Below are 25622 nucleotides of genomic sequence, written 5' to 3' on the forward strand. Positions count from 1 at the left end.
GCCTGTCCGTTAATTTATTTATCTGAAATTCTTGAGCAAAGAAAAGAAATGAGAAAGTTAGAACATGCAAATTTATTATTATTGATAATTGCACTGGTTGCTGTGGGTCAAATGACTCAAACTATTTATGTTCCTGTTATTGCTGATATGGCGGTTTACTTTAGTGAACCCACTGGGGCGGTACAGCAAGTAATGGGGGCTTATCTTTTTTCTTATGGTTTTTCACAGTTAATTTATGGACCTATTTCCGACAAAGTAGGGCGTCGTCCTGTTATTTTAGTCGGAATGACGATCTTTTGTTTATCAACGCTGGTGGCAATTTTCTCGCAAAATTTAACCACACTGGTTATTGCAAGTACCTTACAAGGGATGGGAACCGGTGTTGCAGGTGTCATGACACGTACTCAACCTCGTGATTTATATACAGGAACTGCATTACGTTACGCCAATAGCTTATTAAATATGGGTGTTTTAGTTAGCCCATTATTAGCGCCGATGATTGGTGGTGTTGTTGCTCACTTCTTTGGCTGGCATGCGTGTTATATCTTCTTATTATTATTGGGAAGCAGCGTTCTTTTTTGTATGTATCGTTGGATGCCAGAAACGCGCCCAGTACAAGTTGAAAAACGTAAAATGCTATCATCATTTTACTTACTGCTTTCAAATAGTACCTTCAGTGCATTCTTGATTATGCTGATTTGCGCATTATCCGGTATTGCTGTTTTTGAGGCATCAAGCGGTGTGTTAATGGGGGGAGTATTAGGCTTAAATAGTATTACTATCAGTATATTATTTATTTTACCGATCCCTGCGGCATTCTTTGGGGCTTGGTATGCTGGTCGTGAAGGTAAAACCTTTGTGCAACTGATGTGGCACTCTGTTTTTTGTTGTTTATCTGCGGGTATTTTAATGTGGATACCTGGTTGGCTAAATATTATTAATATCTGGACATTACTGGTACCTGCGGCACTATTTTTCTTTGGTGCAGGTATGTTATTCCCATTAGCAACAACAGGTGCGATGGAGCCATTCCCTTATTTAGCTGGCTCTGCGGGTGCATTGGTGGGTGGTTTACAAAATGTAGGTTCAGGCGTAGCAACATGGTTTTCAGCTTTATTGCCACAGCATAACCAATTTAGCTTAGGTATGATTATGTTTGGTATGTCGGTGGCTATTGTACTTTGTTGGCTTCCTTTGGCTCATCGTTTTAGCCATGAAGAACATACTATTTAATCGACTGATACAGTATTAATTGACTGATACAGTAAGTTAAATAAAAAAATGCCGAGATAAAAAATCTCGGCATTTTGGTTTTGTAGCCTAGGCTACTTCTCTCTCAAACTGTTTTACAGCAATTAACCGCGATCTTCCCATTCTTGAGCGCGAGCAACAGCTTTTTTCCAGCCGTTATAGCGATAGTTACGCTCAGTAGTTTCGATGCCAGGACGGAATTCTTTATCAATAGCAGCTTTGTTTTTAACTTCTTCTAAATCATTCCAGAAACCGATAGCAAGACCTGCAAGGAATGCGGCACCTAATGCGGTACTTTCACGGACAACTGGGCGTTCTACACGAGTACCTAAAATATCGGATTGGAACTGCATTAAGAAGTTGTTAGCAACAGCACCACCATCAACACGCAGTGATTGTAAACGCGCACCTGAATCGGCTTGCATTGCATCGAGAACATCACGTGTTTGATAAGCGATAGATTCTAAAGTTGCACGAATAATGTGATTACGATTAGCACCACGGGTTAAACCAAAAATAGCACCACGCGCATACGGGTCCCAATATGGCGCGCCTAAACCTGTAAATGCAGGAACAACATAGACGCCATTAGTATCGTTAACTTTCGTTGCGAAGTATTCAGAGTCAGTGGCTTCATCAATCAGTTTTAGCTCATCACGTAGCCATTGAATAGAAGCTCCACCAACGAATACTGCACCTTCTAGAGCATAGTTCACTTCACCGCGAGGACCGCAACAGATTGTTGTTAACAAACCATGATTAGAGCGAACCGCTTCTTTACCTGTATTCATCAGTAAGAAGCAACCTGTGCCATAGGTATTTTTCGCCATACCGCTTTGTACACAAAGTTGACCATAGAGTGCGGCTTGTTGGTCACCCGCCATACCCGCGATAGGAATACGTGTACCACCTTTACCACCAATGTTTGTTTGGCCATAAACTTCGGAAGATGGCACCACTTTTGGTAGCATATTGCGAGGAATATCCAGCAGATCGAGGATTTTTTGATCCCAATCTAAAGAGTGGATATTAAATAACATGGTACGTGAGGCATTAGTAAAGTCAGTAACGTGAACGCGACCTTGTGTCATTTTCCAAACTAACCAAGTATCAACAGTACCGAATAATAACTCACCTTTTTCTGCTTTTTCACGAGCGCCTTCGACGTTGTCGAGGATCCATTTTAATTTTGTACCAGAGAAATAAGGGTCAACCATCAAGCCAGTGTTTTGGCGAATATATTCTTCAACACCTTCTTTATCTTTTAAGCGAGTACAGAAATCCGCAGTACGACGACATTGCCATACAATCGCGTTATAAACAGGTTTACCGGTTTCTTTATCCCATACAATAGTGGTTTCACGTTGGTTTGTGATACCAATACCTGCAACGTGGTCAGATGGAATATCTGCTTTTGCTAATACTTCAACTAAGGTTGCACTTTGTGTTGCCCAAATTTCCATTGGATCGTGTTCAACCCAGCCTGGCTTAGGATAAATTTGGGTGAATTCACGTTGTGAAATACTGACGATGTTTGCATCGTGGTCAATGACTACGGCGCGTGAACTGGTTGTGCCCTGATCCAGCGCAACAATGTATTTTTTCTCGGTATTCGATGTATTTGTTTCTGTTGTCATGTTAGTAACCTGTTCTGATAATCAACAATATTGCTCTTAATTTTATTTATCGTCTTCGATTTTGCAGGTATCGCAAGGTAAGTGACGGCCAATTAATTTACGGTAAGCCAATGCACCTAAGATACCACCGATAAATGGAGCAATCATTGGAACTAAGAAATAAGGGATATCACGTCCACCAGTCAGCGCAATATCACCCCAGCCAGCAAAGTACGCAACCAGTTTTGGGCCAAAGTCACGAGCTGGGTTTAAGGCGAATCCGGTTAGTGGACCAAATGCACCACCGATTACGGCAATTAAGATACCAATTAATAACGGAGCTAATGGGCCTTTAGGTACACCGTTACCATCATCAGTTAAGGCTAAAATTAAGCCAACAAGGATAACGGCAATGATAACTTCGACAACAAAGGCATGTGCAACGGAAATTTGAGCTGCGGGATAAGTAGAGAATACACCGGCAGTGAAGAGACTTTCTTGTGAGCCTCTGACAATACCATTAACTTGTTCGTAGTCGAGAAAAACACTGTAGTACATAAAGTACACAATGGCTGCGGCAAAGAAGCCACCTAACATTTGTGCAATAATATAAGGAACAACTTTTCTGCGTTCGAAGCAAGCAAATAGCCAAAACGCAACGGTAACAGCAGGGTTCAGGTGTGCACCAGAGGTGCCGGCGGTAAGATAAACGGCTAAGGCAACACCCAGCCCCCAGATAATACTTATCTCCCACAGTCCTAGCTCTGCTCCTGCAATACGTACTGCAGCAACACAACCAAGGCCGAAGAAGACTAGCAACGCAGTTCCGATAAATTCAGAAATGCATTGACCCATAAGAGAGGTTTTCGTCTGGCTCATATATTCTATCCTGAAAGAGGGTTATTTATTGTTAGTATTCTTTTCGAATTGAAAAGATAACTGTGAATTTATCGTTAATGAGCGTAAACGAGAATAAGCGAAATTGAAATTTGTGTGTCTCATCAAGAAAATGAGTGAAAACGCTCTTAATTAGTGACTTGATCGACATTTGTAATGTGATCTGACCAGTGTTTTTGATAAATTGAAAAAAGAATGTAATTCCTCGGAAGATGCTAGACAGTTGTTGATAGGCTACTTACAATCGGAAGTATCGATTATATGGGGGATTACAGTATGTCATTTGAAGTTTTCGAGAAGTTAGAATCAAAAGTACAACAAGCAATTGATACCATCACGTTATTACAGATGGAAATCGAAGAGCTAAAAGAAAAAAATGATGCGCTGAACCAAGAAGTTCAAGAAGCGAAAGGATCGCGCGAAGCTCTTGTTCGTGAAAACGAAGAGCTGAAACAAGAGCAATCAAGCTGGCAAGAGCGTTTACGCGCACTGTTAGGCAAAATGGAAGACGTGCAATAATTGTCTTTGTTTGCTTAAAGCCTAAGAAAACAAAAGCCACCGTTAGGTGGCTTTTGAGTATTTGAAATCGTAAGAATGCAGATAAAAAGTAACAATTACTCTTCAATCAAATCTTCATCTAAGCCTAATGGCTCTTCAGATAAGATGATCCCTGTGTTATCAGCATAAAGATAATCACCAGAGAAGAAGGTAACGCCTCCGAAGTTAACACGGATATCACTTTCACCAATGCCTTCACTTGGGCAACCCGCAGGGATAGCTGCCATCGCTTGAATACCTAAATCAAGCTCTGATAATGCATCAACTTGACGTACCGCACCGTAAACGACAATGCCTTCCCATTCATTAGAAACAGCGAGTCGCGCTAGTTCAGCATCAACTAAGGCTTTACGTACAGAGCCACCGCCATCGACCAAAAGAATACGGCCTTTGCCATTTTCTTCGAGTAAGTCATAAAGCAGGCCATTATCCTCAAAACATTTAACGGTGATGATTTGCCCGTTAAAGGCACTTTGACCACCAAAGTTTGAGAAAAGCGGTTCTACGACATTGATATCTTCTTGATAGATATCACAGAGTTCAGAAGTATCATATTTCATAGGAGATTACGTCAGGTTGCCACAGGAAAGTCCAGTATATCCCTTAACAGGGGCGGTTGGCAAAAGACTCACTGAAAATTCAGTGAGTCAAATCAACAATCGAGTGAAATTATTCTAAAACTAAACCTAAAGAGAAAAGAACGTTAGTTAATAGTGCGGCTTTTACCATGTGCTCAAGTAGGGGACGCATTGCCTCACCTGAGTGATCGGCATTCACACGCTTGATATGCAGTAAAAGCATTGGGGTAGCGAGTAAAAATAACCACGCAGTCCAGCGATGCATATAAAGTAGGGTAAAGATAATTAAGCAAGCAATAGAGAGAAAAATAACACAAGTATGGTAAGTGCGTGAGCCAGCAGGACCTAAGCGAACAGCTAATGTATTTTTACCCGCCTGAATATCACTTTCTAAATCGCGCATGTTATTAATATTTAGAACAGCGACAGAAAGTAAACCACAGGCTGTGGCAGGAAGTAGGGTAACAATATCAAAGGTATTGGATTGTAAGTAATAAGTTCCGATGACACTTAACCAGCCAAAGAAAATTAAAACAGAAATATCACCTAATCCCATATAACCATAAGGACGTTTACCCACGGTATAAGTAATTGCGGCAACAATAGCGAGTAAACCCATCACTAAGAAGCCAATAGCGTCTTCAGGCTTTTTACAGGCGACAATAATCAGTGCAATACCACAGATACAGGAAATAATAACATTTAGGATCAGCGCTTTTTTCATTTGAGCTGCGGTTATCATGCCTTTCTGCATTCCACGAAGTGGCCCTAAACGCTCTTCAGTATCCGTTCCTTTTACGGCATCACCATAGTCATTGGCAAGGTTTGATAGGATCTGTAACGTTCCCGCCGTCAATATAGCAAGCAGTGCAATAGGTAGCTCAAAATGACCCATCCAATACGCTAATGCGGAACCCGTCACAATGGCAATTAACCCCAAAGGGAGTGTTTTGGGTCGTAAACTTTCAAGCCAGGCTTGAGTCCGGCTAGTGGAATTTAGAGAGCTCATGCTGAAATTCGATACTCATGTTCGTTGTTATTATAAAAATAAGAATGGGAGGCAAGCCTCCCACGTAAATATTGCTGATAAGGATCGCACAAGTTGATTATAAAATAAATCGACTCAGATCTTCATCTGCTACAAGCTCATCCAGATGCTGTTTCACATATTCTGCATCAATCAATACTGATTGACCTTGACGTTCACTTGCATCATAGGAAATTTCTTCCATCAAACGCTCTAAAACAGTATGTAAACGACGAGCACCGATATTTTCAGTGGTTTCGTTTACGCGCCATGCTGATTCAGCAATTTTGCGAATACCGTCTTCGGTAAAGCTAATAGACACACCTTCGGTAGCCATTAATGCTTCATACTGTTTTGTTAACGATGCATTAGGTTCAGTTAGAATACGCTCAAAATCTTCTGCTGTCAGCGCTTGAAGTTCAACGCGAATTGGCAGACGTCCTTGTAATTCAGGAATTAAATCAGAAGGACTTGAAACTTGGAAAGCACCTGATGCAATAAACAGAATATGGTCTGTTTTTACCATACCGTGTTTTGTTGAAACTGTACAACCTTCAACCAGTGGTAAGAGGTCACGTTGTACACCTTCACGAGAAACGTCAGGGCCGGAACTTTGTCCACCACGTTTACAGATTTTATCTACTTCATCAATAAAGACGATACCGTGTTGTTCTACCGCATCAATAGCTTGCTGTTTAAGCTCTTCAGGGTTAACTAATTTAGCCGCTTCTTCTTCAACAATAAGCTTAAACGCATCTTTGATTTTCATCTTGCGCGCTTTTTGTTTTTGACCCGCTAAATTTTGGAACATAGATTGTAATTGGTTCGTCATCTCTTCCATTCCTGGAGGAGCCATGATTTCAACACCCATTGGTGTTGCAGATAACTCAATTTCAATCTCTTTATCGTCTAATTGGCCTTCACGTAATTTTTTACGGAAAGATTGACGTGCGGCAGAAGGTTCTGATGCTTGCTCTGCTACACCCCAGTTATTTTTTGCTGGTGGGATCAGTACATCAAGGATACGCTCTTCAGCCATTTCTTCAGCGCGAAAGCGATTTTTATCGATAGCTTGGCTACGTACCATTTTGACCGCAGAGTCGGTTAAATCACGGATAATAGAATCAACTTCTTTACCCACATAACCCACTTCGGTGAATTTAGTTGCTTCAACTTTGATGAAAGGTGCATTCGCCAATTTTGCTAAACGGCGTGCAATTTCAGTTTTACCTACACCAGTAGGTCCAATCATCAGAATATTTTTAGGTGTTACTTCATGGCGCAGCGCTTCATCAAGCTGCATACGACGCCAGCGGTTACGTAGGGCAATCGCCACAGCACGTTTCGCTTTATCTTGACCAATAATAAATCTATCAAGTTCGCTGGCAATCTCGCGAGGAGTCATTTCAGACATGCTCTCTAATCCTTACTCTTTTGAAGAGAGTTCTTCAAAGTTGACATTATGGTTAGTGTAAATACAGATATCTCCAGCGATGCTAAGTGCTTTTTCAGCAATTTCTCGTGCAGAGAGTTCAGTATTTTCTAGCATAGCTCTAGCCGCTGCTTGTGCATAAGGGCCACCAGAACCGATAGCAATTAAATCGTTTTCTGGTTGAACCACATCACCATTACCCGTGATGATAAGAGATGTATTTTCATCTGCAACAGCAAGCAACGCTTCTAATTTGCGTAGCATTCTGTCCGTGCGCCAATCTTTAGCAAGTTCTACCGCAGCTTTCGTTAAATGCCCTTGGTGAAGTTCTAATTTGCGCTCAAACAGTTCAAAAAGAGTAAAAGCATCAGCAGTGCCGCCAGCAAATCCCGCAATGACTTTGTCGTTATAAAGACGGCGTACTTTGCGAACATTGCCTTTCATGACGGTATTACCCATCGTCGCCTGTCCATCACCACCGATTACAACTTGGCCCTTACGGCGAACACTTACGATTGTAGTCATGAGTCAGCCCCTGGTTTAATCAATAAAAAAGTGAGACGGGTAGTGCTTTTATTTAAGATAAAGCACTGCCCGTTGTGTGAATTAGAATTATAGGTGGGGGAGAAAATTTATTTTTCAACCCCCAGAAGAGCGAAGAATACAACCTGATACGCCAGCCCCAGCTGCTTGTCTACTCACAGAGTTGGCTTGTTCTTTATTGTAAGGACCTGATAAAACGCGGACCCAACCATCATTGCCTTTCGTTACTCGGCTTTCAACACCAGAAAAAGCCAGTGTTGCTCTTACTGATTCAGCTTGTTCGGTATTTTTAAATGAGCCGCATTGGACTAAAAAGTTTGCTTCAGTAACAGCAGGTTTAGGTGGTGTAACAATCGCAGGTGCAGGCGCTTGCGGTTGTTGAGTTTGTACTGGTTGTTGTGCAACAGAAGGCGTTGTTATTGCAGGTGGTGTTACAACCACTTGCGAACGGGGCACTTCACCATTGTAAGGCACCTCTGGCAGTTGAACGGCAGGTTGGCGCTTATCCGCTTCAATTTGTTGTAAAAAACGCAACTGCTCAGGCGAAAGTGTTGCTTTCGGATTAATCTGGCTACCCGATGAAGGATATTCAGGCTGTAAAGGCGTACCTACCTGACGATTTTCCAATTCTTTAATATATTGCCAACGCTCTTGAGGTTTTGGCGGTAGGCTATTCGCTGGATGTTGCCCAGTGACAGTTGGCGTTGTTTCTACGGCTTCTTTTTTATTATGTGTAATAAAATAGAGGCCGCCGACAAACAGCGCCACAATAGCGATTGCCGCGATAAGCGTCGTTAAAGGCAGCCCTTTGGCAGCCTTTTTGCTTTTACTTTTCGTTGTCTTTTTACGACGAGCAGATGTCTGCCCTCGTCCCACATAGTCTCGTTGTGCCACAGTTCGATTCGCTGATAATTAAAGGAATAGGTATCACAAACGATATGTTACTTAACATAGTGTGTTTTGCCTAGCTTTTAAGCCGACAGACACTATCTCTTATAATTAGCTCACAATCTAATAAGCGAGAGCCGGGTGCAACAGGTCTACCTTGTAATTGGTCAAGTAATAACAACATAGATTCACGACCAATTTGATAACGAGGTTGTTCCATTGTTGTCAGAGCAGGTTCGCTATAACGTGTGATATCAAGATTATCAAAACCAATCACAGAGAGATCTTTGGGAAGCTCTAACCCTAATTTTTTCGCCTGCCACATAACGCCAATTGCCATAATATCACTATGACAGAAGACTGCTGTCGGTGGCTCAGGTAAAGAAATCAGCTTTTTCAGACTTTCTGCACCGCTTTCATGGGTAAAATCACCCCGAATAATATAATCTTCGCGCAACGGTACACCTGTTCTACGCATGGCTTGAATATAGCCTTGTAAGCGATAACGACATAAAGGCATATCTTCAGGGCCTGTAATACAAGCAATACGCTTATGACCCATTTGCTGTAAATAGTGTGTCGCTCTAAAAGATGCAGTGAGATTATCAATATGGACAGTAGGTAATTCGAGTTCAGGTGCAAACTCATTTGCCATGATCATCGGTGGCAAATTTTTCTGCTCTTCTTTGGAAACATCAAAAGGGATGTGTGAGCCAAGAAGTAACATACCGTCAATTTGTTTGGTAATAATAAGATTAATAAAGGCATTTTCATGTTTTTGCTGGTGTTTACAATCACCAATTAACACGAGATAACCATGTTGTGCTGCAGTTTCTTCGATGCCGCACACAACATCAGTAAAAAATGGATCACTGATGTTAGGTACGATCACAAGGATCGTTTTTGACTCGTTACGCTTAAGGTTCTTTGACAGGTTATGTGGGTAATAGCCCACATCAAGAACAGCCTGTTCAACTTTCTGACGGGTTTGTGAGGATACTTTTTCCGGATTCATTAAAGTACGTGACACAGTTGCTGTGGACACGCCGGCTGCAAGGGCAACATCTTTCATTGTTGCTTGCGTATTATCTTTATTATTCTGTTGCAAACCCCATACCTCCCTTTTGGATGGTTTAGTTAAACGATTGCTTTTTTATTGCAAAAAAACCGCCAATATTCAAAAAAGGATTTTATCGACGGTTTTTAATTCAAGAAATATTCTAAATTGTTATTCTACCCGCTTTTTAAATAGATTCTGTTACCTAGTTTGCATAAAAAGTGTGATACCAATCGTTTTTATGAGGTAGTTCGCAAAATTGATAAATAGTCTTGGGCTGTAACTAGTGCTCAATCGAAATTGTATCCTCATTATGAATCTGGCTAAAATGCATTCAACTTAAGTTGAAAAGACTCTTAACAATCAGTTGGGTCAACATCAATATTCCATTTCACTTTTTTACTCTCAGGCAAGGCGACAATCTGAGGATAAGTGATAGACATTAATTTTTGTAAATAACCTCGAGAAGGATGTTGGAGCAATAATTGCCAGCGATAATTTCCACCCCGTTTAGCTTGAATTGCAGGAACAGGCCCCATTACCCATAAATTGGCGTCTCGTATTGGGTGCTGTTCAAAGAACTGTTTGAGTTGTCGCAAAAACTGAGGCGCACGTTGATTATTGTGATCTTCAGAGCGGATCATAATATGGCTAGAATACGGCGGTAAAAAAGTTGCTTGTCTCTCCACTAAAGCTTCTTTAGTGAAAGCGTCATAGCCCTTTTCTAATAGTGTTAGTAAAAGCGGGTGATCGGGTTGGTGAGTTTGTAAATATACTGCGCCTTGTTTACCTGCACGGCCAGCACGACCTGACACTTGTATATAAAGCTGAGCAAAGCGTTCGGCTGCACGAAAATCACTGGAGAACAGAGCGCCATCTACATCAAGCAAAGCCACTAAGGTGACATCAGGAAAGTGATGCCCTTTGGCTAACATCTGTGTACCGATAAGGATACGTGAGCCGCCTTGATAAATATCTTCCAGTTGTTGCTCTAAAGCGCCTTTGCGACTTGTTGTATCTTTATCAATTCGCGTCACTGGCGTATCAGGAAATAATTCACCAATCCCTTGTTCAAGTTGTTCTGTTCCTAATCCTACTGGCATTAAATTAGTTGAGCCACATTGTGGACATTGCGCTGGAATTCGTCGCTGACTATCACATTGATGGCAACGTAACATGCCATGCTTTTGATGGATCGTGTAATAGTGATCACAGCGAGGACATTCTGCTATCCAACCACATTCATGACATAACAATGCAGGCGAAAATCCACGGCGATTTAAAAAGAGCATCACTTGGTTACCCGCATTAAGGTGCTCTTTTATCGCTTTAATAAGAATAGGAGATAACCCTGTTGTCAGTGGTTGCCCTTTTAAATCTATTAAATGCTCTGTTGCAGGTTTTGCATTACCTGCACGTTGAGTCAGTGTGAGTTGTTGATATTTCTTTTGCTCAACATTAAAACTGGTTTCAATTGATGGAGTTGCAGTTCCCATCACGATAGGAATATTTTCTTGTTTTGCACGGAAAACGGCGAGATCACGGGCATGATAGCGCCAACCATCTTGTTGTTTATAAGAGCCATCATGCTCTTCATCGATAATGATAATACCAAGATGCTGAAAAGGGGTTAGAAGTGCCGAACGCGTACCGATAATAATGGCATTATCCCCTCGTTTTGCTCGTAACCAAACGGCTAAGCGTTCAGTATCATTTAATCCTGAATGAAGCACGTCCACTGGGGCATTAAAGCGGGCTTTAAAACGACGAATTGTTTGAGGTGTTAAGCCAATTTCAGGCACCAGTACCAGTGCTTGTTTACCTTGTGCGAGAATTTTTTCTAATACACTTAAATAAACTTCAGTTTTGCCTGAACCTGTAATACCCAATAATAACCAAGGTGAGAATTGATCTGCCTGTGCTGTGATTGCACCTACTGCAACAGCTTGCTCTGTGTTTAATTTAAAGCGTTCACCTTGAACGGCAAGACTGCTCTGCCAGTGTATTGGAGCGGGTTGGATAGGGCGGAGATCTGCAAACTCTTTCTTTTTTAAGTTATTGAGTGTTGCTGTGGTGATCTCAAACTCATCAAGTTGATGGCGATATAAAGGCGTACGGCGTAGAGCTGCTAGTGCTTGTTGCTGTTTTTTTGCACCTTTTAAGCTGTTGAGGTCGAGATTAACCCCTTCTTCTGTGGCATACCATTGCCATAATGGTGTGAATTCTGCGGGTTTTCCTTGTCGTAATAAAATCGGCATGGCATGAAAAAGCACTTCCCCTAAAGGATAGTGATAATAAGCCGATGCCCAATTTAGCATATCCCATAAAACACCCGGAAAGAGTGTTTCACTATCAAGGACTTCATCAATAGGCTTTAGCTTTTCGATAGGAAACTCACTGTGTGTACTGAGTCCTTTGACAATACCAAGGGAACGGCGTTTATTCCCAAAAGGCACGATCACCCGACTACCTACAACCGGTGCATCGATCCCTTCTGGTAACAGATAATCAAAAGAGGAGAACAGTGGTACAGGCAAAATTACCTGAACTATAGTCATATCAGGGTTTCCGAGAGTTTTAGCGAAAAGATGACCTTAAGAATATCACAAAAAGTGTGCAGATTTCATTGCGCGTTTAGTGGATATTCTGTATGATCCGCCCCCTTTGGTAGATAAATTACCAAACACTTAATTTCAATCAACACGACGTGTGGTGTTCGGCTGTGGGCTGAATGGCGACACGGCCTTAGTAGAGGTTTTCCATGCAAAAAGATATCCATCCTAAATACGAAGAAATTACTGCATCTTGTTCTTGCGGTAACGTTATGAAAATCAACTCCACTGCAGGTCATAACCTGAATCTGGACGTTTGTGACAAATGCCACCCATTCTATACTGGTAAACAACGTGATGTTGCAACTGGTGGTCGTGTTGATCTGTTCAACAAACGCTTCAAAATTCCAGGCAGCAAATAAGATATTTGTTGTCACAAGATGTCAGCCTAGTCTGGCATCTTGCAGACAGTTCGGAATTGAAAAAAAGCCCAAAGTTTTTGCTTTGGGCTTTTTTTATGGGAAAAGCCTTCTCTTTTTAGATAACTGTTTTGGTAGTGACAAGCCAGATTACAACTGATAAGTTATCTATTCACACATCTATTCATCTATCTATTCATAAAGTAATTAATGTTATGACAATACGCGCTGAAATGATACGAAAAATACTACGTAATGGACCTCGCTCATCAAGGCAACTTACTGATATTATGAATATTAGTCAGCCAACATTGTCACGGGCATTAAATACTCTGAGTGATGATATTGTTCGAATTGGTTCTGGATCTTCTATTCAATATGCTTTACGTGATAGTTTCCGTGGGTTCAATTCAGCTCCTATTTATCGCATAAATGAAGAAGGTAAAGTTAAGCCACTAGGTAAATTAACACCAGTTTATCCAGAAGGCTTTGTTATGGAGCGGATAGATAATGTGAGCCGACATAGTGAAGGTTTGCCGTGGTGGTTATTGGATATGCGCCCCCAAGGATATCTTGGAAGAGCTTATGCTTCGGCCCATTCGGCTGAGCTTGATTTACCCCACAATCCAGATCGTTGGTCTGATACAGATATAATCAGAGCTTTACTGGCTCATGGGCATGATGCTGTGGGAAATTTGCTAATAGGAGAGCAAGCTAGAGATCAATTTCTGGGTATGCAGACACCAAAAATTGTTGAGCGCGCTAAAACTTACCCCACATTAGCACGAGCTGTTAGTTCGGGAGAGGATCCTGGTTCATCCGCAGGTGGGGAACAACCCAAATTTTGCACCTATACAGAGAAAGGCCATGTTATCGTAAAATTTACGGCTTCCGATGATAACGCCGTTAGTGAGCGTTGGCGTGATCTGCTTCAAGCTGAGCATCTTGCATTAAAAGTGCTTGGAGTTGAAACGGAAGTTTTTGATTTTGAAGGACAACGCTTTCTTGAAATTCCACGATTTGATCGTGTAGGTTCACTAGGTCGCATAGGGCTTTTTTCTTTACAGGCACTAGATGCTGAGTTTATAGGACGGGCAAGAGAGCCTTGGCCTGTGTTAGTTAATGAGCTAATTAAGCAAAAACGTGTTCATCCTGATGCTGCGATTAGCACAGCACGCCGCTGGGCATTTGGTATGTTGATTGGAAATACTGATATGCACCATGGCAATTTATCATTTATCAGTAGCCATGGTCGCCCATATGCGCTTTCACCTGCCTACGATATTTTACCAATGGGATTTGCGCCTAAGTCTGGTGGTGAAATAGTTAATACGCTTCGCCCAGTAACATTACTTGATGGGATCAGCGGTGAAATCTGGCAGGAATGTTTAGAGTTAGCCGAGCAGTTTTATACTTTAGCTAATAGCTGTAATTGTTTTTCTGACAATTTTTCGCCATGCCTTAAAGCATTACGTAGTCATCTTGATGAAGCAAGTTCGCGTATATCTCGCCTAGGATAATGACAAATAGACTTAAAAAAATTAAGTTAAGATAATGCATTGCTGTGTTTGACGCAGATAACTGATGGGAAAAATCTTCGATATATATCTAAATAACCCCCTTCGAGTAAAACCAAGGGGGTTGTCATAATCTGAAGCCCAAAGTTTTTGCTTTGGGCTTTTTTGTTCGTGTTAATCAAGCAATAAGTCAAAAAATTGACGCTGATTAATACTCCCAAGTATCGGGATCAACCCCGCGCTGGCGCATTATTTCTTTTGCCTCTTCAGGGATTTCATCGTTACGTTCTTTACGTAAGTCTTCATCATTTGGGAGAGGCTGTCCGGTAAATGCGTGCAAAAATGCTTCACACAATAATTCACTATTGGTTGCATGTTTTAGGTTATTAACCTGACGGCGAGTGCGTTCATCAGTCAAAATTTTCAACACTTTCAATGGAATTGAAACTGTAATTTTTTTAACTTGCTCACTCTTTTTGCCATGCTCAGCGTAAGGGCTGATATATTCACCGTTCCATTCAGCCATGGATTACCTTAATTAATATCATTTAGTTGAAGTCAGAATAGGGTCAACCCACATTCTGATGGGCAATACCAGTTTATCATGACTTTTCTAAAACCATCGACTCTTCTGGCTGAGGGTGAGAGAAAAAGTAACAGTCACTGGCGATATTCTCAATTTAGGTATTATTCCATTACTTAATCTATCCGTAAAGGAGTTTAGATGTCTAGATGTGTTGACGTCTTGGTGTCTAATTAGATATGCTGTTGTAGACTTCTCCACTTATCGCTGTGACAAGGTGCCTGTATGACGAAGAAAACAGCAACAATTGCTATCCATAATGGGCTAAATGAAGACACTCAATTTGGTTGTGTCGTACCGCCTATCTATCTTTCTAGTACCTATAATTTTTTAGAATTTAATCAGCCTCGTGACCATGATTATTCTCGCCGAGGTAATCCAACACGCGATATGGTGCAAAAGGCATTAGCGGAGCTAGAAGGTGGTGTAGGTGCAGTTGTCACTAGCAGTGGGATGTCAGCAATTCACTTAATTTGTACCGTTTTTCTAAAGCCTGGCGATGTGATTGTTGCGCCTCATGATTGTTATGGAGGAAGCTATCGCCTTTTTAACAGCCAACAAGAGCGTGGTGCCTACCGTGTGATTTTTGTGGATCAAAATGATGATATCGCACTGAAACAGGCTTTAGCACATCAACCTAAAATTGTTTTTATCGAAACCCCAAGTAATCCTCTTTTAAGAATAACGGATATTCGAAAAATCAGTGAACTTGCTCATCAACACGGTGCTTTAGTGGTTGCTGACAACACCTTTATGAGCCCTGTTTTGCAAAAGCCATTAGCATTAGGAGCAGATATTGTTGTGCACTCATGCACAAAATATCTCAATGGACACTCAGATATTGTTGCTGGGGTTGTTATCTGTCAGTGTCAGAAACAGCTTGAGGAGCTAAGCTGGTGGGCGAATAATATTGGCGTTACTTCTGGCGCATTTGATAGCTATTTATTATTAAGAGGTATAAGAACATTAGTGCCTCGAATTCGACTTCAACAAGAAAATGCACAGGCATTAGTGGCGTTTTTACAAACACAGCCTTTAATCGAAAAAATGTATTACCCTGCACTGGAAAATCATGTTGGTCATCAAATAGCGAAAAAACAGCAACAAGGTTTCGGTGCGATGTTAAGTTTTGAGTTAAAAGGAGGATTGGATGTGATTAAACTCTTTTTATCTCAATTAACACTCTTTACACTGGCAGAATCTTTAGGTGGGGTAGAGACCTTAATTTGTCACCCTGCCACCATGACACATGCAGGTATGTCAGAAGAAGCGAAAAAAATAGCAGGGATCAGCCCCTCATTACTTCGTATCTCAGTGGGAATTGAAGATAGTCAGGATTTAATCAACGATTTGCAAAGTGCGTTTGATGCAGCAACTAAAAGGTAACCATGGATCATGAGCGTAGTGGCGATTAAACAACAGGCGGAGCCGATTTGCCGTCAGTTACATAAATTCGGTGGTAGCAGTCTTGCGGACATAAAATGTTATCAACGTGTCGTGAATATCATGACGAACTATAGCCAACCTAATGACCTAATGGTGGTTTCTGCGGCGGGCTCGACGACGAATCAGTTGATTAGCTGGTTGAAACTTAGTCAAAGTGATCGTATTTCTGCCCATCAAGTTCAGCAAACTTTGCGTCGTTACCAATTATCTTTAATTGAAGGGCTACTTTCAAAAGAGAATGCAGAATTACTTTCTCAAGCTTTTATTGCTGATCTTGAACGCTTAAGCTATTTGTTGGATAAACCAATTACAGACGCGACTTATGCAGAAGTTGTCGGTCATGGTGAAATTTGGTCTGCAAGATTAATGGCGAAATTGCTCACAGAGCAGGGTTTACCTAGCGTGTGGTTAGATGCGCGTGAGTTTTTATGTGCTGAGAGAGCGGCTCAGCCCCAAGTAAACGAAACTTTATCTCGTCCATTATTACAATCACTATTAGCTAAACACCCTGAAAGTCGTTTTGTTGTGACTGGTTTTATTAGTCGCAACCAACAAGGCGAAACGGTTTTATTAGGTCGTAACGGTAGCGACTACTCTGCCACACAAGTGGGTGCTTTAGCGGATGTCGGTAAAGTAACAATTTGGAGTGATGTTGCAGGTGTTTATAGTGCTGATCCTCGTAAAGTTAAAGATGCTTGTTTATTGCCGTTATTGCGTTTAGATGAAGCGAGCGAATTGGCTCGATTAGCTGCCCCCGTTTTACATACACGCACACTTCAACCCGTTTCAGGCAGTAATATTGATTTGCAACTTCGTTGTAGCTATCAACCAGAACAGGGTTCAACGCGTATAGAACGTGTTTTGGCATCAGGAACAGGCGCTAAAATCGTTACTAGCCATGATGATGTTTGTTTGATTGAACTCCAACTTCCCTCTCATCAAAACTTTGAACAAGTGGCGAAGGAGGTTGATGAATTACTTAAACGTGCGCAAATCCGTCCTTTAGCGACTGGTGTTGATAAAGACAGCCAACTTTTACAGCTTTGCTATACCAGTGAAGTCGCTAACAGTGCATTAGATGTATTACAAGATGCGGTTTTACCGGGAAAATTACATCTACGAGAAGGCTTCTCACTAGTGGCTTTAGTCGGTGCAGGCGTCTGTAAAAATCCACTTCATTGTCATCGTTTCTATCAACAACTTAAAGACCAACCTGTTGAATTTATTTGGCATGCTGAAGATAACATCAGCTTAGTTGCAGTATTGCGTAATTATACTGAGCATCTACTGCAAGGTTTACATCAAACGCTATTTAGAGCTGAAAAACAGATTGGCTTAGTGCTGTTTGGTAAAGGGAATATTGGTTCACGTTGGTTAGAATTGTTTGCTCGTGAGCAAGAGCCTTTATCAGCACGTAGTGATTTTGAATTTATTCTTGCGGGTGTTGTCGATAGCCGTCGTAGTTTACTTGATTATCAAGGTATCAATCCAAGCCGTGCATTGGCTTTCTTTGATGAAGAAGCAACAGAGCATAATGAAGAGTCGCTTTATCTTTGGATGAGAGCTCATCCTTATGATGATTTAGTGGTTGTTGATATTACGGCTAATGAGTCTCTTGCTGCCTCTTATGAAGATTTCGCTAGCTATGGTTTTCATGTTATTAGTGCAAATAAAATTGCTGGCTCGGCTTCAAGTGTACGTTATCGTGCCACACGAGATGCCTTTTCTAAAACAGGTCGCCATTGGTTATATAACGCAACAGTCGGTGCGGGATTGCCAATTAATCATACGGTGCGTGATCTGCGTGAAAGTGGTGACACTATTTTATCAATTAGCGGTATTTTCTCTGGCACACTCTCTTGGTTATTCTTGCAATTTGATGGCACAGTGCCTTTCAGTGAGCTGGTGGAACAAGCTTGGCAACAAGGGTTAACAGAGCCTGATCCCCGAATTGATTTATCAGGGCAAGATGTGATGCGTAAACTGGTTATTCTTGCTCGTGAAGCAGGTTATGACATCGAGCCAGAGCAAGTCCGAGTTGAATCTTTAGTACCTGCACAAGCTGAAACGGGTTCGCTAGAAGAGTTTTTTGATAACAGTGCATTGATCAATGAGCAAATGGCACAGCGATTAGCTGCCGCAAATGAAATGGATATGGTATTACGTTATATCGCCCGTTTTGATGCTAATGGTAAAGCAAAAGTCGGCGTTGAAGCTGTGAGAAAAGATCATCCTCTTGCCTCGCTATTACCGGGTGATAATTTATTTGCGATTGAAAGCCGTTGGTATCGTGATAACCCTCTTGTGATCAGAGGGCCGGGAGCCGGCAGAGATGTGACCGCAGGCGCAATTCAGTCAGATTTAAACCGCCTTTCCCAGTTACTGTAATTTAATTATTTCTTTTTTTATAAAGGTTATCAGCGGGTTATTTTATGCTGATAACCTTTTGTCATTTTTGTGTCATATCACTCAATTTTTTTAAATTCTTTGGCTATACTTGAAGTATCTCTAGTCACAAAGGAGCGATTGATGTCAAAGGTAGTAAGACAGATTGTCCCACTAAGAAATGAAATGACGGAGGTGAACCATCAAGCTAAAGAGAACTTTTGTCAGTAGCTCATGATGTGAAATTTAAGCGTCTTGAGTGGAAGTTGAAGTACGGTTACAACGTGTTTGAACGTTATTAGAGTACAATTCGATTAACCACATTATTTACAACAGACAACTTAATTTACTGAAAGACAATTCGTTATTCTTAACTTAAAGCGCTGATATTCAGCGCTTTATTCGTTTTTGTCTTATAAAAAATTTAATTGGAAATCGTAGCCTAGTAAAAATGTAAAAAAGAATAAAAATAAGCGATGAAATAGGAATACGAGTCATAGCCCACCAGCAAAATTAGCTAAAAATCAAAAAATCGATCAGACAATTTATCAATATTAAAAAAAATCATCTAAATTTCTCGCCAGATAAATTTTCACGTATCTCGCCCTTTCTAGTAAAAAACTCTTCGTAGTAGATAAGAAACGAAAAAAAGTCCTTATTCTAGGTAAAATTGAGCTAGAACAGCATGAATATTAGCCATTCTTATAAGACTAATGCCGTAATTAAATTTCAGAAAAATCCCCCAAAACGATTATTTTCTGATATGAATAGTAGGCTAAGTAAAAAAAGCAGTGTGGCTTATCACAAAAATCAAAATAAAGTCACATCAGAAATGAAAGTTAATTACACAACTGGGAGGACATGACTTTTTTAATAGGAAGAAGCATGTTGTTACCGCCACAAAGACAAGGTCAGGAGTCTTATGAATCAACAATATTCTGCTATGCGTAGCAATGTCAGTATGCTTGGCAAGCTACTTGGAGATACGATAAAAGAAGCACTCGGTGAAGAAATTTTAGATAAAGTTGAATCTATTCGAAAATTATCTAAATCATCACGAGCGGGTAATGAAGTTCAGCGACAAAAACTGTTGCTGACGTTACAGAATCTCTCTAATGATGAATTATTACCTGTTGCTAGAGCATTCAATCAATTTTTAAACCTGACGAACGTGGCAGAACAATACCATAGCATTTCGCCTCACGGTGAAGCGGCGAGTAATCCTGTGGCATTGGCAAAACTGATCACCAGACTAAAAGATAAGAATTTTACCGACGAGCAATTAAAAGAAGCGGTAGAGCAAATCTCTATTGAGCTGGTATTAACGGCGCACCCAACCGAAATCGCACGTCGTACACTTATTCATAAGTTGGTTGAGGTAAATACCTGTTTATCTCAACTCGACCATGACGATCTAGCAGATTATGAGCGTACTAATATTATGCGCCGTCTGCGTCAGTTAGTTGCTCAATCATGGCACACTGATGAAATTAGAAAAATTCGCCCAACACCTATTGATGAAGCGAAATGGGGATTTGCGGTTGTTGAAAATAGCTTATGGGAAGGTGTTCCTGCTTTTTTACGTGAATTTAATGAGCAGCTTAAAGAATCCATTGATTACAACTTACCAGTAGAAGCTTCTCCTATTCGTTTTACTTCATGGATGGGCGGAGATCGCGATGGTAACCCAAATGTGACGGCTGAGATCACACGCCATGCTTTACTATTAAGCCGTTGGAAAGCCGCTGATTTATTTTTAAATGATATTCAAGTCCTTGTTTCAGAACTTTCAATGACAGAAAGTACACCTGAGCTGCGCGAATTAGCCGGTGGTGCTGAAGTTGCAGAGCCATATCGTGAAATTGCTAAACAATTACGTACTCGCTTACAAGTCACTCGTGATTATTTAGAACAACGCATTAAAGGACAGCAATCTCTACCTCCAGAAGGGTTGTTAATTGATAATGCCCAACTTTGGGACCCGCTATATGCTTGTTATCAATCACTGACTCAGTGCGGTATGCGTATTATCGCTAATGGGCAGCTGTTAGATACATTACGTCGTATCCGTTGTTTTGGCTTACAGCTAGTTAAGCTCGATATTCGCCAAGAAAGTACCAATCACACTGAAGCACTCTCTGAATTGACACAGTATTTAGAGCTTGGTGATTATGCAAATTGGTCTGAAGATCAGAAACAAACGTTCTTACTTGAAGAATTAAATTCTAAGCGCCCACTGATCCCAACTAATTGGCAACCAAGTGCAGCGACTCAAGAAGTATTTGAGACTTGCCGTGTGATTGCTGAATCACCTAAAGATTCTATCGCCTCTTATGTGATTTCAATGGCAAAAGTGCCTTCTGATGTATTAGCTGTAAAGCTATTACTGAAAGAAGCTGGCGCGAATATTCGATTGCCTGTTGCCCCTTTATTTGAAACGCTTGATGATTTAAATAATGCTGAAAGCGTAATGATGCGTTTGTTTGATATTCCTTGGTATCGCGATTTAATTGATGACAAACAAATGGTGATGATTGGCTATTCAGACTCAGCAAAAGATGCGGGTGTGATGGCAGCATCATGGGCACAATATCGTGCTCAAGATGCATTAATTAAGCTCTGTGAAAAATCAGGTGTGACATTAACACTATTCCACGGACGTGGTGGTACGATTGGTCGTGGTGGTGCGCCTGCACATGCAGCATTACTTTCTCAACCACCAGGAAGTTTAAAAGGTGGCCTGCGTGTGACAGAACAAGGCGAAATGATCCGCTTTAAGTTTGGATTACCACAAGTCACTATCAGTAGCCTTGCTCACTATGCAGGTGCAATCTTAGAAGCGAATTTATTACCACCACCAGAGCCAAAAGCGCCTTGGATTGAGGTAATGGATTCCTTGTCTGACGTTTCTTGTGCAATGTATCGTGACTATGTACGAGGACAAGAAGACTTTGTTCCTTACTTTAGAGCGGCAACGCCAGAAGGCGAGTTGGGTAAACTACCATTAGGCTCACGTCCTGCAAAACGTCGCCCTACTGGTGGTGTTGAAACCTTACGCGCTATTCCGTGGATCTTCGCTTGGACTCAAAACCGCTTAATGCTACCTGCTTGGTTGGGGGCTGGCGCGGCATTACAACATGAAATTGATAGCGGAAAACAAGCGGTATTAGATGATATGTGTGAGAACTGGCCGTTCTTTAATACACGTATTGCGATGTTAGAAATGGTGTATGCTAAAGCAGACTTATGGTTAGCAGAATATTACGATCAACGTTTAGTTGAAGAGCGTTTATGGCCATTAGGATCTAAATTACGTCAGCAACTTTCTGATGATATTAAGAGTGTCTTGGCGATTTCAAAAGATGAACACTTAATGGCGGATTTGCCGTGGGTTGCTGAATCTATTGCACTACGTAATGTGTATACCGATCCATTAAACGTACTTCAGGCTGAGTTGTTACAGCGTTCTCGTACTCATAGCGAATCGGACCCTCGTATTGAACAGGCACTTATGGTCACTATTGCAGGTATTGCCGCAGGTATGCGTAATACAGGCTAGAGTCACCAATATTTAGAAATAAAAACAGCGCTTAATAATAGCGCTGTTTTTTTATGTTTTATCTCTTATTTTTATCTCGGTTATCGGCTTTATTTTTTTGCTTCTTCATAAGATTCAATGGCTCTTATTCGTGCTTTTGCGTGATCAACAATGGGTAATGGATAATCGAGAGAGTTATTGGTTTTTGCTGACCATTCGTGAGGGGTATGAATATATCGATTAGGCACATCGGCGAGTTCAGGAAGCCAATGGCGGATAAACTCACCATCAGGATCGAACTTACGCCCTTGGGTAGTTGGATTAAAAATTCGAAAATAAGGTACGGCATCTGTTCCTGTTGATGCGGCCCACTGCCAACCCCCATTATTTGATGCGAAATCACCATCAATGAGTTGCGACATAAAATAGCGCTCACCCCAACGCCAATCAATTAGCAAGTCTTTGATAAGAAAGCTCGCCGTGAGCATACGTAGGCGGTTATGCATCCAACCTGTCTGGTTAAGCTGTCGCATTGCAGCATCAATAATTGGAAAGCCCGTTAAGCCTTGAGTCCAAGCGTTAAATTCATCTTGTTCGTTACGCCAATTGATTTTTTCTGTCCAAAGCTGAAAAGCAATGTGTTTGCATAAATTGGGATTTGCCACAATTAAGTGTTGGTAAAATTCTCGCCAAATAAGCTCGTTAAACCAAACAAATGCGCCTGATGCACTGTTTTCTAAGCAATCAGGTTCAGTTTGGTAAAGGCGATTAAAACATTGGCGAATAGATAACAGACCGATAGAAAGGTAGGGTGATAATCGGCTTGTGCCATCAACTGCCGGAATATCTCGCCATTTTGCATAATGTGAGACACTTTCATAGCAGAACTGTTTTAAACGTTTAAGTGCTTCTTCTTCCGTAGCGATAAAAGAAGATGTGTTTGTGTCTTCAAGTGAAAATAGCGGCGCTTTTAAAGGAGAGACTGTTTTTTGATATGTTCTTATTTCTGGGATAGGTAACGAAGCGTTATCTTGTGAAAAAAAGAGTCGTAAAAATGCATTTCTAAAGGGAGTAAAAACCTTATACATCTCCCCTTGTTGTGTCACTACATTACCCGGTGGAATAAACACATTGTCATGATAAGCATAAACAGTTGTTTTATTTTCTAGTAACTCAGTGACTTTTTTATCACGGCGTTGTTCATTAAAGGCGTATTGGTGATTAAAAAAAAGCGCGGTAACTTGATATTGTTGGCAATATTCAGCCACTTTATCGGCTGCATTTGAATAAGTATCGCTAATCACTACTGTCAGTGGAATATTAAGTTTTGCCAGCGATATTGAAAGATCAAGTAAAGCATCATGAATAAACGCCTGACATGACAAAGCCATATTGTGGGCTTTCCATTGTTCAGGCGTTACGGTGAAAAGAGCATGCACCTGTGCTTGTTTATCTTGGCAAGCGTTAAAGAGTGCCTTGTTATCCGTCACTCTTAAATCATTACGAAACCAAACTAAATGAACAGGAGACGGGTGCATGTAACCTCTCTTAATCTAATTTAGGGTGTTGATCGATAAGGGCTTGGCGTTTTTTCTGCAATGCTTCAATTTCCGCTTCGATATCTTCAACACGGTGTTCAATACTATCATAGTGCTCTGATAAAATTTCTTTAGCTTCTGATTTATCCGACGCCGCAGGTGTTGCACCTCGTAAAGGTTTATTTGCGGTTTCGATCATCTTGATACCTGTTATCAAGCCGACAACAGCGACAATCATCAAATAATAAGCAGGCATATATAAATCACCGGTTGCTTCAACTAACCAAGCTGCTGCTGTTGGTGTTGCACCCGCAATTAATACTGAGATATTAAATGCGATTGCTAATGCACTATAACGAATATGGGTCGGGAATATGGCAGGTAAAATGGATGCCATTACTCCAGTAAAACAGTTAAGTAAAACCGCAAGAATTAATAATCCTAAGAAAATTAAACCGATTTCATCACTGTTAATCATCATAAACGCAGGGTAAGCAAGGACAAACAAGCCAATACTACCACCTATAACAAAGGGTTTACGGCCAATTTTGTCACTCAATAACCCAATTACAGGTTGTACGAACAACATACCTATCATAATCGCGATGATGATCAGCACACCGTGATCTGCCGAATAATTTAGGTTATGAGATAAATAACTCGGCATATAGGTTAATAACATATAGTAGGTGACATTAGTGGCAATCACTAAACCTACACAGACGGTTAAACTTTTCCAATATTTCGATGCAATTTCACGTAATGAAACACGAGGTGGATCTTGAATAGATTTTCGGTCGTCGCTATTCATTGCATCAACATGTTGTTGGAATGCAGGTGTTTCTTCTAAAGCATGACGCAAATATAAGCCAATAAGACCTAACGGTAATGCTAAGAAGAACGGAATACGCCATCCCCATTCATGAAATGCGGCTTCACCTAAAATAGTTGAGATAAGTACAACTACACCTGCACCCATAACAAAACCAGCAATAGAACCAAAGTCTAACCAGCTCCCCATAAATCCGCGTTTACGGTCTGGTGAGTATTCAGCAACGAAAATCGCCGCTCCTGAATATTCACCACCAATGGAGAAACCTTGCGCTAATTTAGCGAGTAATAATAAAACAGGAGCCCAAATACCAATGGTTTCATAAGCAGGAATAAGACCAATGGCAAACGTACTAAGCGCCATAATAATGATGGTGACAGATAAGACTTTCTGACGACCAAATTTATCCCCTAACATCCCAAATACAACACCCCCTAAAGGTCTTATAAGGAAAGGGACGGAGAATGTCGCGAGAGCTGCAATCATCTGTACGCCAGGTGATGCACCCGGGAAGAAGACTTGACCTAAAACGTAAGCAAGGAAGCCATAAACACCAAAGTCGAACCATTCCATGGCATTACCTAATGCGGCAGCAGTAATGGCTTTTTTGAGCTTACTATCATCAATAATGGTTATATCATTGATTTGTAGTGGTTTATTCCTTTTTTTCTTCATTTTCATATTAAGTGACCTTTATTAAGGTATTTGTGATTTTTTTGTTTATCAATTAATTAAAAGAAATGAAGTGACTATTTGTTAGCGAGAAGAGTGAGTGATAAAAATTCACTAAAAAACAGCTTACTTCTACCAAAATTAAATAGTGATATTAAGCTAATAGATAAGGGAATATTTATTAAGTATAGATAAGATTGAATAAGATATTAGGAATTTTTCTTTGTTGTTTTGATATAACAAAACAGAGCCTCTATGTATTAAAATGTGATCAATATCATAACGTAATTCTG

Annotated in this window: 19 protein-coding genes; 7 read left to right on the plus strand and 12 right to left on the minus strand. The window is 40.8% G+C overall.

Annotated features, from left to right (window positions below):
• Nucleotides 1–48: 48 nt before the first annotated feature.
• Nucleotides 49–1233 (plus strand): multidrug efflux MFS transporter EmrD, encoded by a 1185-nt coding sequence (gene emrD, locus AB4J89_RS18360; RefSeq protein WP_088494087.1) that lies wholly within the window; start codon nt 49–51, stop codon nt 1231–1233.
• 122 nt (nt 1234–1355) lie between these two features.
• Here the strand turns inward: emrD and glpK are convergent, their stop codons facing one another.
• Together glpK and AB4J89_RS18370 are read right to left on the minus strand one after the other, a co-directional pair.
• Entirely contained in the window at nt 1356–2888 is a 1533-nt protein-coding gene (glpK, locus tag AB4J89_RS18365; protein ID WP_088494086.1) for a glycerol kinase GlpK, read from the minus strand.
• Nucleotides 2889–2930: 42 nt separating this feature from the next.
• A complete protein-coding gene (locus AB4J89_RS18370) occupies nt 2931–3746 on the minus strand; it encodes an MIP/aquaporin family protein (protein WP_088494085.1) in 816 nt (271 codons plus the stop codon).
• Between the two features lie 294 nt (nt 3747–4040).
• On the opposite strand from AB4J89_RS18370, the gene zapB reads away from it, so the two are divergent.
• Nucleotides 4041–4283, plus strand: coding sequence for a cell division protein ZapB (gene zapB / locus AB4J89_RS18375; protein WP_036933299.1), 243 nt, complete (start codon nt 4041–4043; stop codon nt 4281–4283).
• A gap of 95 nt (nt 4284–4378) precedes the next feature.
• On the opposite strand, the gene rraA is transcribed toward zapB, so the two are convergent.
• The 7 genes from rraA to priA form a co-directional block, all read right to left on the minus strand.
• Entirely contained in the window at nt 4379–4882 is a 504-nt protein-coding gene (rraA, locus tag AB4J89_RS18380; RefSeq protein ID WP_088494084.1) for a ribonuclease E activity regulator RraA, read from the minus strand.
• Between the two features lie 109 nt (nt 4883–4991).
• The gene (locus AB4J89_RS18385) at nt 4992–5909 is read right to left on the minus strand and encodes a 1,4-dihydroxy-2-naphthoate polyprenyltransferase (protein ID WP_075672991.1); all 918 of its coding nucleotides are present in this window, start codon (nt 5907–5909) and stop codon (nt 4992–4994) included.
• Nucleotides 5910–6006: 97 nt separating this feature from the next.
• A complete protein-coding gene (gene hslU / locus AB4J89_RS18390) occupies nt 6007–7341 on the minus strand; it encodes an HslU--HslV peptidase ATPase subunit (protein ID WP_075672990.1) in 1335 nt (444 codons plus the stop codon).
• 12 nt (nt 7342–7353) lie between these two features.
• The gene (hslV, locus tag AB4J89_RS18395) at nt 7354–7884 is read right to left on the minus strand and encodes an ATP-dependent protease subunit HslV (protein WP_006534149.1); all 531 of its coding nucleotides are present in this window, start codon (nt 7882–7884) and stop codon (nt 7354–7356) included.
• A 114-nt stretch (nt 7885–7998) separates the two neighbouring features.
• Nucleotides 7999–8796: a cell division protein FtsN gene (ftsN, locus tag AB4J89_RS18400; RefSeq protein WP_088494083.1), complete on the minus strand. Its 798-nt coding sequence runs from the start codon at nt 8794–8796 to the stop codon at nt 7999–8001.
• Between the two features lie 70 nt (nt 8797–8866).
• Entirely contained in the window at nt 8867–9898 is a 1032-nt protein-coding gene (gene cytR, locus AB4J89_RS18405; RefSeq protein ID WP_072064648.1) for a DNA-binding transcriptional regulator CytR, read from the minus strand.
• Nucleotides 9899–10203: 305 nt separating this feature from the next.
• Nucleotides 10204–12405, minus strand: coding sequence for a primosomal protein N' (gene priA, locus AB4J89_RS18410; protein WP_311755742.1), 2202 nt, complete (start codon nt 12403–12405; stop codon nt 10204–10206).
• A 203-nt stretch (nt 12406–12608) separates the two neighbouring features.
• Here priA and rpmE point away from each other — a divergent pair, with 203 nt between their 5' ends.
• Nucleotides 12609–12821 (plus strand): 50S ribosomal protein L31, encoded by a 213-nt coding sequence (gene rpmE, locus AB4J89_RS18415; protein ID WP_006534140.1) that lies wholly within the window; start codon nt 12609–12611, stop codon nt 12819–12821.
• A gap of 212 nt (nt 12822–13033) precedes the next feature.
• Nucleotides 13034–14338, plus strand: a complete 1305-nt coding sequence (yjjJ, locus tag AB4J89_RS18420; protein ID WP_368470254.1) for a type II toxin-antitoxin system HipA family toxin YjjJ — start codon at nt 13034–13036, stop codon at nt 14336–14338.
• Between the two features lie 205 nt (nt 14339–14543).
• Here the strand turns inward: yjjJ and metJ are convergent, their stop codons facing one another.
• Nucleotides 14544–14861: a met regulon transcriptional regulator MetJ gene (metJ, locus tag AB4J89_RS18425; protein WP_006534139.1), complete on the minus strand. Its 318-nt coding sequence runs from the start codon at nt 14859–14861 to the stop codon at nt 14544–14546.
• 282 nt (nt 14862–15143) lie between these two features.
• Here metJ and metB point away from each other — a divergent pair, with 282 nt between their 5' ends.
• From metB to ppc, 3 genes are all read left to right on the plus strand, one after another.
• The gene (metB, locus tag AB4J89_RS18430; protein ID WP_368470256.1) at nt 15144–16304 is read left to right on the plus strand and encodes a cystathionine gamma-synthase; all 1161 of its coding nucleotides are present in this window, start codon (nt 15144–15146) and stop codon (nt 16302–16304) included.
• Nucleotides 16305–16313: 9 nt separating this feature from the next.
• Nucleotides 16314–18752, plus strand: coding sequence for a bifunctional aspartate kinase/homoserine dehydrogenase II (locus AB4J89_RS18435; RefSeq protein ID WP_270756764.1), 2439 nt, complete (start codon nt 16314–16316; stop codon nt 18750–18752).
• Between the two features lie 919 nt (nt 18753–19671).
• Nucleotides 19672–22308, plus strand: a complete 2637-nt coding sequence (ppc, locus tag AB4J89_RS18440) for a phosphoenolpyruvate carboxylase (RefSeq protein ID WP_088494078.1) — start codon at nt 19672–19674, stop codon at nt 22306–22308.
• Nucleotides 22309–22397: 89 nt separating this feature from the next.
• Here ppc and phrB read toward each other — a convergent pair whose 3' ends face one another.
• Nucleotides 22398–23825 (minus strand): deoxyribodipyrimidine photo-lyase, encoded by a 1428-nt coding sequence (gene phrB, locus AB4J89_RS18445; protein WP_311755744.1) that lies wholly within the window; start codon nt 23823–23825, stop codon nt 22398–22400.
• Nucleotides 23826–23835: 10 nt separating this feature from the next.
• On the minus strand, nt 23836–25338 hold the full coding sequence (gene proP, locus AB4J89_RS18450) for a glycine betaine/L-proline transporter ProP (protein WP_072070617.1): 1503 nt from the start codon (nt 25336–25338) through the stop codon (nt 23836–23838).
• Nucleotides 25339–25622 lie beyond the last annotated feature (284 nt).

The organism is Proteus sp. STS61-E (genome assembly GCF_040932335.1).
GTDB classification, from domain to species: Bacteria; Pseudomonadota; Gammaproteobacteria; order Enterobacterales; family Enterobacteriaceae; genus Proteus; species Proteus mirabilis_B.

What these genes read in the sequence shown, in the direction of transcription:
- zapB (WP_036933299.1), top strand. Translation starts at nt 4,041, where the DNA reads ATGTCATTTGAAGTTTTCGAGAAGTTAGAATCAAAAGTACAACAAGCA.
- hslU (WP_075672990.1), bottom strand. Translation starts at nt 7,341, where the DNA reads ATGTCTGAAATGACTCCTCGCGAGATTGCCAGCGAACTTGATAGATTT.
- yjjJ (WP_368470254.1), top strand. Translation starts at nt 13,034, where the DNA reads ATGACAATACGCGCTGAAATGATACGAAAAATACTACGTAATGGACCT.
- AB4J89_RS18385 (WP_075672991.1), bottom strand. Translation starts at nt 5,909, where the DNA reads ATGAGCTCTCTAAATTCCACTAGCCGGACTCAAGCCTGGCTTGAAAGT.
- phrB (WP_311755744.1), bottom strand. Translation starts at nt 23,825, where the DNA reads ATGCACCCGTCTCCTGTTCATTTAGTTTGGTTTCGTAATGATTTAAGA.
- hslV (WP_006534149.1), bottom strand. Translation starts at nt 7,884, where the DNA reads ATGACTACAATCGTAAGTGTTCGCCGTAAGGGCCAAGTTGTAATCGGT.
- rpmE (WP_006534140.1), top strand. Translation starts at nt 12,609, where the DNA reads ATGCAAAAAGATATCCATCCTAAATACGAAGAAATTACTGCATCTTGT.
- AB4J89_RS18370 (WP_088494085.1), bottom strand. Translation starts at nt 3,746, where the DNA reads ATGAGCCAGACGAAAACCTCTCTTATGGGTCAATGCATTTCTGAATTT.
- proP (WP_072070617.1), bottom strand. Translation starts at nt 25,338, where the DNA reads ATGAAAATGAAGAAAAAAAGGAATAAACCACTACAAATCAATGATATA.
- ppc (WP_088494078.1), top strand. Translation starts at nt 19,672, where the DNA reads ATGAATCAACAATATTCTGCTATGCGTAGCAATGTCAGTATGCTTGGC.
- glpK (WP_088494086.1), bottom strand. Translation starts at nt 2,888, where the DNA reads ATGACAACAGAAACAAATACATCGAATACCGAGAAAAAATACATTGTT.
- metJ (WP_006534139.1), bottom strand. Translation starts at nt 14,861, where the DNA reads ATGGCTGAATGGAACGGTGAATATATCAGCCCTTACGCTGAGCATGGC.
- metB (WP_368470256.1), top strand. Translation starts at nt 15,144, where the DNA reads ATGACGAAGAAAACAGCAACAATTGCTATCCATAATGGGCTAAATGAA.
- AB4J89_RS18435 (WP_270756764.1), top strand. Translation starts at nt 16,314, where the DNA reads ATGAGCGTAGTGGCGATTAAACAACAGGCGGAGCCGATTTGCCGTCAG.
- emrD (WP_088494087.1), top strand. Translation starts at nt 49, where the DNA reads ATGAGAAAGTTAGAACATGCAAATTTATTATTATTGATAATTGCACTG.
- rraA (WP_088494084.1), bottom strand. Translation starts at nt 4,882, where the DNA reads ATGAAATATGATACTTCTGAACTCTGTGATATCTATCAAGAAGATATC.
- priA (WP_311755742.1), bottom strand. Translation starts at nt 12,405, where the DNA reads ATGACTATAGTTCAGGTAATTTTGCCTGTACCACTGTTCTCCTCTTTT.